At 36.5% G+C, this 15,871-nt stretch carries 13 protein-coding genes; 1 reads left to right on the top strand and 12 read right to left on the bottom strand.

All coding sequences use genetic code 11. The features are described 5' to 3' along the window. Positions 1–40: 40 nt before the first annotated feature. The 7 genes from tnpA to GWJ01_RS18630 all read right to left on the bottom strand — a co-directional run bounded on the left by tnpA (position 41) and on the right by GWJ01_RS18630 (position 6,913). A complete protein-coding gene (gene tnpA / locus GWJ01_RS18660; protein WP_161711248.1) occupies positions 41–496 on the bottom strand; it encodes an IS200/IS605 family transposase in 456 nt (151 codons plus the stop codon). A 346-nt stretch (positions 497–842) separates the two neighbouring features. Next, positions 843–1,337, bottom strand: a complete 495-nt coding sequence (locus GWJ01_RS18655; protein ID WP_115349911.1) for a hypothetical protein — start codon at positions 1,335–1,337, stop codon at positions 843–845. A gap of 15 nt (positions 1,338–1,352) precedes the next feature. Continuing rightward, positions 1,353–1,811 carry a hypothetical protein gene (locus GWJ01_RS18650; protein ID WP_004250892.1) on the bottom strand — a complete coding sequence of 153 codons (459 nt, stop codon included), beginning with the start codon at positions 1,809–1,811 and terminating at the stop codon, positions 1,353–1,355. Positions 1,812–1,813: 2 nt separating this feature from the next. Then, positions 1,814–2,086: a phage holin family protein gene (locus tag GWJ01_RS18645; protein WP_161711466.1), complete on the bottom strand. Its 273-nt coding sequence runs from the start codon at positions 2,084–2,086 to the stop codon at positions 1,814–1,816. Then, the gene (locus GWJ01_RS18640; protein ID WP_075674257.1) at positions 2,083–2,454 is read right to left on the bottom strand and encodes a putative holin; all 372 of its coding nucleotides are present in this window, start codon (positions 2,452–2,454) and stop codon (positions 2,083–2,085) included. The genes GWJ01_RS18645 and GWJ01_RS18640 overlap by 4 nt, the downstream gene beginning before the upstream one ends. A gap of 91 nt (positions 2,455–2,545) precedes the next feature. After that, entirely contained in the window at positions 2,546–4,543 is a 1,998-nt protein-coding gene (locus GWJ01_RS18635) for an acyltransferase family protein (RefSeq protein WP_161711465.1), read from the bottom strand. Between the two features lie 195 nt (positions 4,544–4,738). Continuing rightward, complete coding sequence (locus GWJ01_RS18630; protein ID WP_161711464.1) at positions 4,739–6,913, bottom strand: hypothetical protein; 2,175 nt, start codon at positions 6,911–6,913, stop codon at positions 4,739–4,741. Positions 6,914–7,086: 173 nt separating this feature from the next. Between GWJ01_RS18630 and GWJ01_RS18625 the strand changes: the two genes are divergently transcribed. Further along, the gene (locus GWJ01_RS18625; RefSeq protein ID WP_161711463.1) at positions 7,087–7,338 is read left to right on the top strand and encodes a hypothetical protein; all 252 of its coding nucleotides are present in this window, start codon (positions 7,087–7,089) and stop codon (positions 7,336–7,338) included. A 29-nt stretch (positions 7,339–7,367) separates the two neighbouring features. Here GWJ01_RS18625 and GWJ01_RS18620 read toward each other — a convergent pair whose 3' ends face one another. Genes GWJ01_RS18620 through GWJ01_RS18600 form a run of 5 tightly spaced genes read right to left on the bottom strand, consistent with a single transcriptional unit; the run spans position 7,368 to position 15,870 of the window. Next, positions 7,368–8,363 carry a hypothetical protein gene (locus GWJ01_RS18620; protein WP_161711462.1) on the bottom strand — a complete coding sequence of 332 codons (996 nt, stop codon included), beginning with the start codon at positions 8,361–8,363 and terminating at the stop codon, positions 7,368–7,370. A gap of 25 nt (positions 8,364–8,388) precedes the next feature. Further along, complete coding sequence (locus tag GWJ01_RS18615; protein WP_161711461.1) at positions 8,389–11,766, bottom strand: hypothetical protein; 3,378 nt, start codon at positions 11,764–11,766, stop codon at positions 8,389–8,391. Continuing rightward, positions 11,766–14,849, bottom strand: coding sequence for a hypothetical protein (locus tag GWJ01_RS18610; protein ID WP_161711460.1), 3,084 nt, complete (start codon positions 14,847–14,849; stop codon positions 11,766–11,768). Before GWJ01_RS18610 ends, GWJ01_RS18615 begins: the two co-directional genes overlap by 1 nt. Positions 14,850–14,851: 2 nt before the next feature. Next, complete coding sequence (locus GWJ01_RS18605) at positions 14,852–15,400, bottom strand: hypothetical protein (protein WP_161711459.1); 549 nt, start codon at positions 15,398–15,400, stop codon at positions 14,852–14,854. Continuing rightward, a complete protein-coding gene (locus GWJ01_RS18600; RefSeq protein WP_237585728.1) occupies positions 15,400–15,870 on the bottom strand; it encodes a hypothetical protein in 471 nt (156 codons plus the stop codon). The genes GWJ01_RS18605 and GWJ01_RS18600 overlap by 1 nt, the downstream gene beginning before the upstream one ends. Position 15,871: the final 1 nt, after the last annotated feature.

Genomic DNA, 15,871 nt, shown 5'->3' with positions numbered 1-15,871 from the left:
CTTTCTCTTCGTTCAAGCTCAGTGTCTTTGCTACTTTGGCTTACCCCTTGAAGGGGTTTTCATATTCTTTATTGCTCAATTTATCCGAGATTAAATTCGACTTTTCTTGCTCTCTGATATACTTTTGAATTGTGGCTTCATTGAGTCCAACTGTTGTGACATAGAACCCTTCCGCCCAAAACTTTCTGTTGCCAAATTTATATTTGAGATTGGCATGTCTATCAAAGATCATCAACGAACTTTTATCTTTCAAATATCCCATGAAGCTTGATACGCATATCTTCGGTGGAATACTCACTAACATATGAACATGATCTGGCATAAGGTGCCCTTCGATTATTTCCACACCTTTATATTTACAAAGGTCTCGAAGGATTTCACCTATACTTGAACAAATTTTATTAAAAATCACTTTCCGTCTATATTTCGGCGAAAAGACGATATGGTATTTACACGGCCACTTTGTATGTGCTGAGCTTTGTGCTTTAATGCCCATAAACACCTTTCCTTATTTAAGTTACGAATATTAGCTTGAACATCTATATCGTAACGGAAAGGTGTTTTTCTTGGTATAACCTTTAATACCCACCCGCATAGCGGGTGGTTTTATATTTAAGACGCTGACGCGACTTAAACTGGCTAAAGCCCATAACAAAAAAGCCCGCAATGACGCGGGCTACAGGGCATTTTTTGCTAGTTAGTGCCGGACAATGCCGGACGTTAGATTATTCCCACTCAATTATATTCTAACATCTTAACTACATGATAAATATAAATTATATTTTAATTAGATATCACTAACACCGTCACCGATACCGTCATTATGAAATCTGTCTACTTTTTCATCGGTAAGAATTGAGGAGTTTTTCCTTTGCTTCCAGCTCTGAAATACAAAGGTTGAGTGTTCTGGTATTTTCATCTGCACGTTGAGCTTCACGCCCATATCGTTCAAGTGTTTCTCGTAGTTGTCGAGAAAGTTCACTGGCTTTGGCTTTCTCAATTCGGCAGGTATTGGTGTTATCGGTACTTGCAACTTCTGTTTTCGTGGTACCGGTTGAGAGCTGCACCCTGTCAAAGTGATTAAGAACACGATCAAGCAAAGCATCTGTGCGTATCGTATCATGCTGTTGTGCGTCATGATATATCTCCAACCTATTCTGCTGTTCATTGTCTGCTTGTTTACGCAGAACAATATTTGTGGCCACATCCTTTTCATCTAATTGATTACCTGCAATCTGTTTATTCATTGCTTGGTTATCAAAATAAATACCGCCAGCAACAAAGCCAGCGGTAAAGGAAACAGCCAAAGCAATTAGCGCTATGACAGTTTTATTCATTAATCATCACCATTATTAAATTAATGAAAAGGCTCTATCGAAAACATCATCAACATAAGGTTGTTGAGCATTTTCAACAGAAATGATTGCTTTTGCCATTTTGATTGATGTTGATTTATCAAATAGATTTAAGCATTCGTGACGTTCAAAGCCAGTATCCTTACAAACTCGTTTAATATAATTTTCAGTATGGTTGTTATCAGATGATGGCGCCCATCGTTCTATGATTTCTTCAACAGTATCTATTTTGTCACAACCAACATTAGGCTTACCTTTTTGCTTACTATAAGTTTGAAGCAATTTCATTAATGCCCGAACACCATAATAAACATTGATAAAAGTACAAAATTTATCATCATTTTGTACTGTTGCTAGACCTTGCCATTTAGAAGAACCATGTCGAATGTTGCCCGGATTATTATTTCTGATACCTCTAACGCCAGTGTTAACATAATTGCTTTTAAAAACTGACATATTCACCCCTTTATAAACTTGATGACATTGCCTTTACTGACCAACAACGTTGTGCAGATCAGGATATTGGCAAAGATGTTGTAGATATCAGCGTGATAATTAGGATCGAAGTAAGCGCGAATAGGTACGCTTGAAGAGTAAGCAAGAATGAGGAAAGCTAACCATCCACCTTTTTTACAGTGTTGTCTGCCGTCACGTTTAAAATAGAACACACGCAGAAATATGGCGGTACAGATGATGGCATTAACAATAGTGAGCAATGTTTCGCATTTCATTGTTGCCCTCCTTGTTTCGGTATATCAGCCCTTCCGTATGCTTTTACGCTTAACTTAACCACAAGCAAAGCGGAAACAAAAGCACCTACTGCATCGATATGTTCGATTTCGTATTGCTCCGGTTTCACACCGAAAAGGCCAGTAACAGAAATAAAGATAGTTGCTGCAGGACTAAAGAATATAAGACCACAAACGAAACTCAGAAAAGCCAATAGTGATCTACGTTTAAAGCTATATTCAGTAGCAGCAGTGGTAAAGAAGATGGCCCCCAACAGTGAACCCATAACAACTTCTGCTGGAAGCCCTGCGAAGTAACCAAGAAAAGCAGTTGTGCCTATCCCAGCTTTTGTGTAGACATCTTCTTGCATGAGTGTAGTACCAGTAATTAATGAGTAATCATGATACTACACAACCGACTAGATAACCAAAAATGCAAAAATGAGAAAACTCACACTTGTACTATAAGAAGCTATTTAAAACCATTTTTGCTCCAATATCAGTTAAATGACCACCACCACCACTATATATCGCACCATCGCTATTAATAATTAAACATTGTTCATTCTCACAGAAAATTTTATCTGTATAGATTTTATGTAGATTAGGGTGATCTGGTAAAATCGAATCTAACTTTTTAGTCGTTCTGATTGTGTCTGGATATGACAATTTACTAGGCGAATATTCCTTTCTATATGTAGAAATAGGAGTATTTAATTGTCCTAGTAATTGATTTCTTACATCAATATGAGGAACAGGAATTGGATAGATAACATAAACATCATGGCCTTTACTTAATAAAAACTTAATGTTATCAACATAACTTTTCCACGCTATTTCTTTGTCAAAATCAACATTTTCTGGGAATACGGATGATGATAAATTGCTTACAGGTATCCTTTTTTTAGGTAAGGAAAACTGCCAGTAATTAGCTGCAACTATAATTTTCTTTTTCTCTTGTAAGTTAGAAAAATATTTTAATCTATCCTCATTAACAACTGCACATTCAGGGACATTACCAAACCAAATATTAGGAGATACAAAAGGACACTGCTCATAAGTCATACTAATAAATCCATGACCTTTTTCATCTAATGCCTTTTTCAATTCAGGATCTAACTGACCTGCAAAACTATCTCCAATATTAATCCATTTTTTATCACCGAAAGCACAAGCCGTATCAACGGTTCTATTGTTACATAGTGATTGTTGTTGACTAGATAAATATCCCTTACCTAAATTACTTTCATCTTTTAATTTTCTAAACTCTAATACACTGAACCGTTCATTTACTTCTTTTAATTTTCCACTAAATCTATCAGAAAAGCCTTTAGTCTCTATTGTTACTTTGTAAAAAGTAAATAATAACGAAGCCATTAATATAAGTGTTATTATTTTTAAAATACTTAATTTCTTCACCCTGAATTTATTCTCTATCAAATAATAAGTTATTATAGATAATAATATTGCGATTGTTATTAAAATAATTAATTGAGAGTGATTTATTTCATCAGACTTTAGTAATCTAAAAAAAACAAAAACAGGCTGATGCCATAGATATAATGAGTATGAAATTAAACCTATAAATACAATAGGCTTAGTTGAGAATATATCATTTGCAATATCTCCTTTATTTGCAAAAATAATAAATAAACATATCCCAATAACAGGGATTGCAGTTATAAAAGATGGATGGGGATTATCATGACCAATAAAAAGCATACTATGAATAACCAAAAACAAACCAAAAACTGGCATTGCTTTGGCAATTAAGCTACCTATTGTACCATCTTTCAACATATTAAGATTTGATCTGTTATAAAATGTAGCTATACCACCAGCAAACAGCTCCCATGCTCTAGAAGGAAGTAAATAGAATGCTTCATCAGCTTTTTCTCCAACAATAATATTCGCATACTGCAAAGATACGAGCATCATGATAATTAGGATGCCTAATGTGTATCTTTTAAAAAACTTATGTATTAATAGAATAATAATTGGAAACAAAACATAAAACTGCCATTCTACTGCAAGGCTCCACGTATGAAGTAAAGGTTTATGTATACTTGCTTCAGCAATATAGCTATCTTCAGATAAGAAATAATAATTAGAGCCAAAATATAATGCCGATTTTAATGATTTCGCATAAGCAATTAAAGAGTCTGGTATTAGAACAAAATATGCACAAATTGATGTGAATATTAAAACAACGAGTAACGCTGGAACTATACGTTTAATTCTTCGCCAATAGAAATCGACTATCGAAAAATTTCCTTTTTCGAGTTTGTCTCTTATAATGCTAGTGATTAAATATCCTGAAAGCACAAAAAAGACATCTACTCCTAAGTAACCACCTTTGAAAACACTAACACCAAACAACTCAAAATTTGCATGATAAAGTATTACTGCAAATACAGCTAATGCCCTAATACCATCAAGTTCTCTTCTATAAGATAACATTACGTATGCCCCAATTTTAACTATATCATTGATATATAATATATTTTATATAGTTACAAACCATTCATAATAAAAATATCACGAGATTATACATGATGTTATCTAAAAGATGTTGCACAGCAATAAGTTATATGAAAAATAAATTAATACATCATAATCACTGTGCATTAGCATTAAGTACCAACGTATGATGATTCAGAGTACCCTTAATTCTCCACCAATAATATTGAAATTGCCCACTGTGAGCCCTGATACAACTAAAGAAACCTTTCCATTATCATTAATAACCTGAACCCTTGAATCTATAGTTCCATCTGGTTTTCTACAAGTACTACCCCATATTGTTCCAATATACTCCCTAGTTGTATTTGTATCTGCAATACGTAAGTTTAGTAATAGTAATTGCATTTCAGAATACAGTATTTGTGTACAAAAAGAACACGTTCCAGATTGTGTATCTTTTACTGAATTATATAGTCCATGTAACGTTCCATATGTATATCCAGAGTTATACTTACCACTATAATTACCTGGGATATATTCATTAACTACATTGCTAAGATGAGTTATTCTTCCTCCAACGTTAATATTTATTACTTTCTTATCAATAATCACTCCATCACCAATTTCAGACATTCTATATAATGTGTTTGATAAGTCAGAGCTAGCCTGTGTGTTTTTAAGTTCTATTACACTATATGAGAGCCCTTTATCTATAAAATAATTCTCTGGCTTAATACCTATAATGTGATTGTTTCTCTGCACTTCAATCATATTTCTTGGTTGCAACGGCTTGTGTTTAAATAGATGATTAGCCCTTCTAGGTAACATATAATTATTAGAAAAAGTTATGTGTGAATATGATTGGAAGTCAAAGCAGATGTCTCTTTCATCGCCAACATTTTCTAAATAACTATCCTTTACCGTCATATCAAATATTTCACCTTTTGAAACTATTGATACTCCCTGAGCTTCAAATGAAGCTTTATCCATAACTAATCCTGTTACACCATTCTCAAAGAAATAACCATTCCTAGTGTTTAGCGCTATGGGTGACTCTATTTTCATCAAATTACAAGCATTTCTATACTTATGACCAATAGATTCTTTAGATAATAATGGCTCTGAGTTTAGAATAATATTGTTATTAGAGTGAAGATAAAAGCAATTGTTAAAATCGAAACCTAAACCAAAGTTTCTAGCAACAAGGTTATCTGTCTTACAATTAATATGCAGTTCTTTAAACCCGAATGCTCTTCTCCCAATTATATTATCTACATTGTCATTGTTAATAACTAAGTTTCTTACATAAAGATTGCTAACATTTTGCGCCATAGCAGGATCATCCATGCATGATACCCATCTACCATTATCTTTTTTACCGGAAATAAACACATCATCAACATCACCAGTTGGCAAAAGAATTAATCCACCAAAATCCAAATCAATCAACTTCATTCGGTCTTCAAATAATGGTAGGTAAATTGTGTCAGTTATTTTACTCCTTAACCCGGAAACACCATTAATACCTACTTTATTTTCGTAACAATATTCTAATGCTTCCATTAGAGCATAGGTATCATCATGCACACCATCACCTACAACACCAAAGTCGAGAATGGATACAGAATCATCGAGTTTTTTATTTACTGTTCTTTTTGTGGAATTTTTTGTTGGATATTTATAACCAATAAAAGATGAACCAGTTTGTTTTTCCAATTCAATCAATACATCAGAAGCCGATCCACTCTCAGGTAAAACAGTGATTGGCTGACCATTATCATCAAACGCTAAAATTTTATTGGCGCGTTGTTCAGTGTTTGGTAACGCATTAATAGGTTTATCCTTGACTCGCAACGTCTTACTATCAATATCCTTAATACTGTTATCAACGTAGTCTTTATTAGCACTATCACTGCCGAACTTAGGTAGTGCCAAATTAGCAATACGATTACCTTTGGCATCGTAATAGTTCGATAAATAAGTAGGTTTACGCAGACTCAACGAGAAAGTACCCAATGCTTTTTGAATTAACATCGTTAGATAATCAAAGGCATCTTCATGTACTTCTGCAAAGAATTTCCCCTGATTACGTAAGTCAGTTTCTTGTACAACGGGTAAATCACGTTCTAATAATATCTTCCAGCCTTGAGCTAAAGGTTTATTTAAAACCACCTTACCGCCATGATAGGAACCTGCACCAACAATAGTGTAATCAGTACCATTCTTTAATGTTGTTTCATTGCCGTCACTGTCAGCAACCACAACAATCAAATGTTTGCTTTCAAAGATACGGAAACGAAAATCAAAATCCGTTGTTACGCCATTACCTACATACTCTTCATGGCTTAGTTCAGTAGATACCGTCATTGCTCATCTCCTCTGGTGTTAATGAGGATATGATACTTTTAACTACAAAATATATCCATATTTGCAATAATGGTTATCAAATAGAAAATTAAATTAACCATTTAGATAAATATTTTAATGCATTTACATTATTATAGTTTACGTAATTATTTTCATTAGTGAGGACTTTAGCCATGGAAAAGAAGTATAAATACCCTGCACCAGCTAACTATCCAGATGTAGTGAATACCGATAAAGGGATTGAAAAGTTAATTACCAAATCAAGTCTTGAAGCGCTTTTAACAAAGATGGAAAGCGATGGTCATGATGTATCAGCTCCACTTGTAGAGCTTATTGCAATGAGAAACTTTATAGTTCAAAAGATGAGAGGCAATAAAAATATAATACCATTAGTGGAATGTATTTTAAATGAATTGAAAAAATGACAACTACGCACCGCTTAAGCGGTGCTATTTTATTTATTGAAAGATTCAACTATACTTGCTATCGCCTCAGGAAATTTTATAATTTCTATGTTAAAATGTTCATCTTTTACATTACCATATTTCATATTAATGCTACTAACACGATTTATAATACCAAAGTTATTTTCTTTGTATTTCTCATATCCATTAAATAATTCAAATATTATTTTCTCTTCATTCCCAGTTTTTGATACTATGTGATTTAAAAAGTATTTTCCATGATATTCAAAGTTATCTACTTCTTTACTATCAATAACTTTCGCAGAAATATTTATTTTTTGAAGCTCGTTAATCAGCCAATCACCTCGACCTTCATTATATATTCCATGATTTATAATTAACACATCATATTGTTCTTTAAATTGTATTCCATACTCATTTGAATTAATTTCTTCAAAGCTAAAAATCATACTTGTAAATTTAATTAACTCATCTGATGCCTTATAAACTTTAACCGTTTCATTTTCCTCATAAATAAGACCATTAGAAAGTAAACTATTTATTGATTTTAACTCAATACCACTGGTCGTTTTTGTGATAGATAATAATTGTTCTGTAATATCTTTGAATCCAATAATATGATTTGATTCATATGCTATATATTTCTTTGCTAATTGGATATCTGTATATGTAAGATTTGATAAAATATTTATATAATAAATTTTTTCATGAGGATTTAATTTACTTTTAGCAAGCTCAACAGCTAGCCTTGCATACATATCAGTTTTACTACTTTCATCATCTAAATATAATCTTTTAACTAACGCAATAAAACTCTCATTAGAAAGATCTATATCACCTTCATCATACTCTTGGATTCCCATGATAAAATTATGAAATTTATCATTATCTATCGCTCGTTTTCCTTCATTGATTAGATCAAAAGTCGTAGTAGCAATATTACCGATTGGTATAAGTTCTACTAATTTTTTTAAGATAGTGGGATAAGCTTTCTTTAAAAATTTATCTTCTTCATTATTAGCCATGACAAATCTCCATATATTAAACAAATTACTTCATCTGCTCCTCAACCTGATTTAATAATGGTGACAAATAAAACAAGTTTTGGAAAGGTAATAGTTTGCGCACAGATCGCACTTCTCTATCATCAAACTCACCGTTTAATACACCTGATGTGATGTTTTTAATATCACCGCCAAGGTCAAATGTAGGACCTAGCAATGCACCAATCCCATTACGGCTTTGATAACGTGATGCTGGTGGTCCACCAAACATAGCACTCATACCATAAGTACCACCGCTAAGGTTTTCCAATACGTTGTTAGGCTCACCTAACCAGCCCATCATTCCTGACCAGTCTAAACCCTCTTTTACTAAGTTAGCCGGTTTGGTATTAATATCTCGTCCTGCCATTTTGGCCTTGAGAACATAGACTAGGGATCCAAGTGCAACCTGAAGCAATGCACCATAATAGAATGATGCATCACCAGATTGTATGCCTGAGACCAACGCTCTATTGTGAGTAGCAAAGAAGAAGGTTTTAAACTGCATAACTATCTTACCTAGTTCACTGCTCATCATTAGTGGTGTATCACCAATACCCGGTGTGATCACAGTAGTTCTTACATCTTTTAATACTGCTGCCTGAAATGTTTCACGCACAACACGATCATCCCACAAATGGCTGTGCCCTGTTAACATGCCGTCTAAGTCTTCACCGTGTCGCTTAAACTGTTCTGCTATACGCTTTAGCATTGATTCATCAATACCAATATGAGCCAGTTTCTTTATTTCTCGTTTACGTAACGAACCACCAGCATCTAAAGTGTTTGCTGCTCTAAGTACCTTAGATTGAGTAATAACACCAGACCACATTTTCATAGTATCGGTGTATTGATTCATCAACGTAAGGTTGCCAAATTTCTGTGATGACCACTGTAACCCACGTTCTAAATAACTACGTCTGCTATATGGATCATTAAGGTCAGCAATCACCTTAGAACGACTGGATAATACATATTCAAGACCAATACCCATTTCACGTAAATCAGCTTTAGCAATGCGCATAGCACCAATATCAGTTAGCATCTTACCCAATGGTTTTAACGCACTACGTAAACCGTGTTGCATAATCGGACGAGCCATATCAGGTAACGATGATATTGTCATACCACCTAATAAACGTAAAAAGTTAACGTGACGAGCCACACGACCAGCACGAACAAAAAAACTAGAGGGATCTTTAGGTGCTCCGTAGGTTCCTAATAGACGGTCACGCATAGCACGAATATCACGTAAATCAGCCTCTCTTCTCGCTTCTAATCGGCTACGTTCTTTAGGTGTGGTTGCATCAGCAATAAGCTGATTGTATTCCTCTGTAATCGCTTTGATTTGATTATCCATATCAACACGACCAAATTTAGCCGTGAGTTCAATTTCAGGCGCAACTTGGCGAATATAGTTTTCCATCACATAGTTAACATCTAATTCGAGATAGTCTTTAATGCGTTCATCAGGAATGTTTAGGGTTCTATCTTTTGTAAAACCAGCACGTTTAACTAACCCATCAGGGATCAATTCACTTGGTACAATACCGGACGGGGCACCGATAATTTTATTAACAATATCATCTGCTGCGGCATCTAACTCTTCACGCTCTAAAGGTGTCATGCGATTTAATGCGGATTGTCTAATTCTGTCATGACGAGTTAATGAATTCGCAGTTCGTGTTAAACGACGATGTTCATTCCTAAACTTGCGGGGGTTATCAAGAATATCAACGCTACGTTGTAATGCAGGTAATTTATTCTCAGCATCATTAATACGCTGTAATTTTCTTTGTAATGTTGCTTGTCTTCTTGTTTGTGTTTTATTTAGCTTAGCAAGGTTAGATAGTGAATTTAACTCAACTTCTACCGCATTCTTTTCATTAATGATTTTTTGATATTTATTAATATCATCCATCAACAAAGATTTTTTACCTGACCAGCTCTCCGCCTCTTTAATTTCAAGCCCTAAACGTTCAGCTTGTGGTGAAGCATTACGTGCTTTATCAATACCAATTTCAGCACGATCAAGACTACCTTTGGCTTTATTTATTGAGGTTTGATTAATCTCTTCTAACCAGTCAGCAATGATTTTCTTAAATTCAGTACGATCATTTAAAATTTTGTCGAATTTATAAATACGAGGGAAATAGCTTTGTGCTGTTGTCACCTTTACACCTTCACGTAAGATCCCTAATTCAACCATTCTATCTTTGGTTGCTTCGACAATAGGTCTAATAGAACGTGCCGCCTCTGCCACTTGTGGTATCGCATGAGTATCACCATTGCGCATAGCATCACCAACAGCTTCACTAAATTGGTAATAGCTCATATCACGGCCACCAGATTGACGATATTGTTTAAAGTGGTCTTTCGTTGATTCTACTTGCTTATAAACAAGTGTTTCATAACCTCTCACTTTTGTTTCAACAGCGGTAAATGTCGCAATACCTTCTTCATTTTTAGCAAAGGTAAAGTTATTTTCTGTGAGTTGTTGGTTAATTTGACGCGCTGTTTTAGAGGGAGATTGAGCAACACGGCCAACAGGGCTAACCATCATTGTTCTATTAACAAAAGAGGGTCCTTTTAGTGTCTCTTGTTCAAGTGTGGTATTAGCAACTTCCGCAGCACCAATGCTTCGATCACCAGATTGATTGGCTGGTGGATTATTACTTGGCTGAGGTTCAATAATGTCATTTCTAACTTTATTAATTAACTCACCTCGATTTCTAACTAATTGCGCCGCTGAACCTAAGGTTCCGCCTACCATGGCATCCAGCGTAACGTTAATCGCACTCTCAGTTAATGTTCGTGTTTCTTGGGTACTATGTAATGCCATTTCAGAAGCTACACCACCAGCGGTATTTGCCAATGCAAACTTACCCGCGGTTGCACCAACACTACCGCCTTTTACTATTGCACCACCTGGTATCATCATTGCAGCAACATTAATTGGATCAATAACCCCCATTGCTATACTACTCACAATACCGGCACCGCCAGAATCCATTAATTGCTGTCTGTCGTTTTTCTCACGATCAATGCGTTGTTTTATTGCTGCGGTTTCTTGAGGAGAGTTTGAATGAATAAAGGCATCGGCATAGTCTTCATAGCCTGAAAGCGTCAATTCATCTTCAAATGGGTTATAGCCTTCTACATCTTCAAATTGATTAAAAGGTGCAGTAGCAATCAAACTACCCACTGAGTTATCGATACGGAACGCCGCATCACGTAATTCTTTGGTTTGCCGTCTATCATCAAGCGGATTAATAGGGTCATACCAAGACGATGAAACATTATCACCGTAAGTAGGTTCTGGTTGCTGAACAGCATTAATATCCGCAGATAAAACATCATCAGGTTGTTGTTCGTAAATAGGCATCAGTTTTTATCCCAAGAAAAATAATTATTGAATTTATTTACTCGCTCATTGTGAGCTTCTTTGTATTGCTCACGGACACTTTGACGACGTTCATCAAACTCTGAGCGCGATTTATCCAATGCTTCTTCTCGTTCCCTTTTCTCTTGTGCTTCCTTAACACTTTGCTGGCGTTTTTCCATTACCTCTTTATACATTGGTGATGATGACTGTTCTGGTTTAAAGCGAATAGGTAAGCCGTTATCTCCCGTGTATGGACGATAAATAGGGATATCATCACTACCGGTTTGTTTTATCATTATGCCGTAGCTGTAATCTCTTGGTGTCACTGCATCAGAGACAATAACGATTTCAGTGCCAGAAGAAGCGCCACCAAATGACTTAGACATTAATTGCTTTTTCTCTTCTTCCCATTGACCCGCGATCCAATTGCCAGCACCCGATTCATTGATGCCGTATACAGCTTCTGGTGCATAACGCATAACTTCTTCGCTACCATTAATATTTGATACCGCCCACGTTCTTTTAATTTGAGCGTTAGTCATTTTCTTGGCGAGTTCTGCGTCACCGCCTGTTTCAGCAAAGTTAGCGTCATACAGTGTTTGATAGTCACGTAAGTAAGCGCCATTTTGAGTACCAGGCTTACTAACGCTTGGTGAAGAAAATGGTTTATACCAAGGGTAAAAATCATTGATATTAGATTGCGCCGCTTTATCTCTATCCTTGATATATCCTTTATCCCTGATTTGAGAAGTGATCATTTGCTTAGTGCGTTCATCTTGTTCAAATGTCGTCTTAAATGCAGTTTCTACCGCTTTTTCATCAGGCATACCCGCACGACTTAAACTATATACTTTTGAGTAATACGCCATTGTGCTTGATGGAATATCAGTCGCTGAGGCAGGATTGTTATCAAATATCTGTCCATACATTTTCGCGATAGGAAGAACAACTTCAGGATCTTTAGATGTTGCCCCCATATTCAATACAGATTTAACTTGTGATGGGATAATCCCTGTTCTTGCAGTAAGTTCAGCAACGGCATTTAAGCTATTATCATCACGCAAATTAAAGCTCTGCTGAATATGTTGTTCAAAGTAATCATCTGCTGCCTGCTGATTATTCTTATCATTAGGATCAAGCGGAAAATTATTTTGAATGGAAAGTTGTAATCGGTTAGCAGCAAACTGCTTATCTTGTTCCTTGATATTACCTTCAACGAACTTACCAAATTTCTCCCAACGTTGAATTTTGCTTTCGTAGTTTGCTTCACCCGATTGTGGTCTGATTTGAGATAACAAAGCTTGCTGTGCTTGTGGCGACATCTCTTTAGCTGCTAACATAAAACCAGCATAACGCTTAGCTTCTTGCATATCAGCAGACATAGCCGAACCTTTGTCATAGCCAAACGCAGAGATTAATTCATCATGAGTAGGCGCATTAGGTGCATCAAGTCCTCTTTCCCATGCTGCGTAAGAGTCAGCGACACGAGTACCGAATTGTTGCTGTAACTCACCTTGCTTTTGCTTACGTAGCTGTTCTGCTTGTCGTAAATATTTTGCTTGGTCAGCTTCATCTAAGGCATCGAAAGCGGCAGATCCAGTTAATAGTTTTGGTGCTTCTGATGTCGCTTGTAACTCAACAAAACCAAGTGCTGACTGTATGCCTGTTGCTATCTGCTCATCAGTGTAATTAACACGGTTACACCCATTCTCTTTATACATTATCGCTGTCGATAAATGCGTTAAGGTATCTAAGTTCGTTAAATCTAATGGCTGATTAGGTGCAACACCGAGGTAATCAGATACATACTCAATGTATGCCTGAGTATCATTATTATCTTCTGGTGGCGCCCAACGATTAATAACCTGCTCAGGTGTAACGAAACCTTGTCGAGCATAAGAAAGTAGATTTTTACCTAATGCTCTAATGCCGTGCTCAGGTGTGGCAAACTTAGCGAATGCGCCATCATCACCGGTTTGCCCTACCCATTTATTACTAGATATACGAATATTACCCGGGTTGTTGTTTCTAACGCCTCTTGTATCACCGTTACTAGGTGTATACATATTCTCTTGCTGTTTATGCAGATTATCAGCGTAAGCAGTAGCATCTTCAGGGTTATCAAAAATCCCTAAGTGCTTACCTGTTTGCTCGTATAACGCAATGGCTTCATCATCAGATAACAGCTTACCATCGTCACTTACGGTAGGTATTAGCACTTCGCCATCATCGGTACCAATAGAAATCGTTCTTACTGTACTAATTGAGCCGTCTTCGTTTTTAACTGTTGGTCTATTGAGTAAATTAATATTACCCTGTTGGGTCATTCCTTTAACTTTACCAACAGTACCACCATAGAACGCATTATTTCTGGTAGCACCACCAAGGCTTGAAGGCTCTCCATTTCGTTCTAAGAACCCCATATAGTCAGAACCGAGTTGGTTTTCAATCGCTTTACGTGCAGTCGCTACTTTGAATTCTTGTTTCTTGGCGAGGATCTGCTCTTCACCCCAACCGTGTGATAATCCAAACTCTTCTATTTGCTGAAACACTTGTTTATGTGCAGAAATATAAGCCTGATTATCACCGTACATTGATGCGGCAGACTCTGCATTTAATGTTAACGTTGATTGAAACTGATCTTGTTCATAAGCTTTGATTTGCCCCATCTCATGACGATTCGCTTGTGATGCAAACTGAACACCCATTTCTTGCGCTTGTTGCATAAAGCTTTGTCGCACAATATCGTCAGGTAATGTTGATGATATTTCACCAGCATAATCACGAAATGACTGCTCATACTCAGACGCTTTGCCAATCGCATTTTTACCTTGTTGAGAAAGTAATCCATTTTGTGGTTCGGTCATCAGTTCGTTGGCTTTCTGTCGTAGCTGTAATGCGGCATCTTGCGCCAGTGCAACGTTGGCTCTTTGTTTTGCTTCTGCAAATAAACCGACATATTGCTCACCAACACGACCAAAGCCAGCGCCAAAAGCATCAGGTGATGATTGAACAGAAAACCCATTATTTGGTAACTGCTCAGGCATAACCGTTCTATTATCGTATGTAGGAACCTTTGGCATGATTAAAATCCTTTTGGTGCTTTAGCAAATGTCTTACCCGCTTTCGCAGCACCTGAGCCACCACCACCGAATGGACTCCATGTACCACCAGCCAACTGATACGCACCATAAGCTTGAATAGGTGCTGTTAATAACGTTGTCATTGCACCCATATTGCCTGAGAGTCTTGCCATTTTTGCATTAAGGCGATCATTTTCAGCTTGCATACGATAGCCATACGCTTCACGAGAAGCGTTATTAACCATAGTTAACGCATCAAGCTCACCCATTGCGGCAGTATCACCCAAAATATCTAAAGCACCCGCAGTACTTAAATCAATGCCACTGGCTGACATTGTTGCCGCCTGTGTGCCGGCTAATTGGCGAGTACGTCTACGCTGTTCTTGTGCCTGAGCGTTGCCTTTATTAATTGCATCAAGCGCAGCATCTTCATTAATTTTGGCGTTTTGATTGGCCACTGATGCTTGAAATTTACCATCGGTATATTGTCCGTATGCTTGCAATGCAGAAGTACCAATTACTGCTGCCGCTAATGTTGTTGGTTCACACATTATTTAGCCCTCAATGTAAAACGATGGAAAGGTAACTGAAGTAAACCTGCTGGCTTTGCTTCTTCAATCTGAAACCCCAACCAATGGAGCCAAGCCTTAGCAATATGATTACGTTCATCGACATAATTCATCAGTGTTGGGTATTGCCCTAACATCTGTTTTAAAATGGGTTTACAGCGCCGTAGAAAGGTTTTCTGGTGTTGCTCTAATAAGTCAGCTCCCACCAACCAAGGAACACCTAAACCAGTAAGTAATGAGCCAGAAGCAACACCAAAAATAGTCACGACCTCATCATTAATAATGCCGGCATAAACTTTAGTAGAAACAGATAAGCCATGTCGTAATACCTGTTCAGGTGTTTGCATTGACATAGCATAGAACTCATCAACATCAGCTTGTCTTACATGTGGTAATAAACGAACGATATGTTCATGAGTGGCAGGAATAATTTGTACATGATGTTTTTTCATA

Origin of the sequence: Proteus sp. G2618, from assembly GCF_009915995.1 — a bacterium.
In the GTDB taxonomy this organism is placed as follows: Bacteria; Pseudomonadota; Gammaproteobacteria; order Enterobacterales; family Enterobacteriaceae; genus Proteus; species Proteus terrae.
This window is presented reverse-complemented; position numbering and strand designations above follow the sequence as displayed.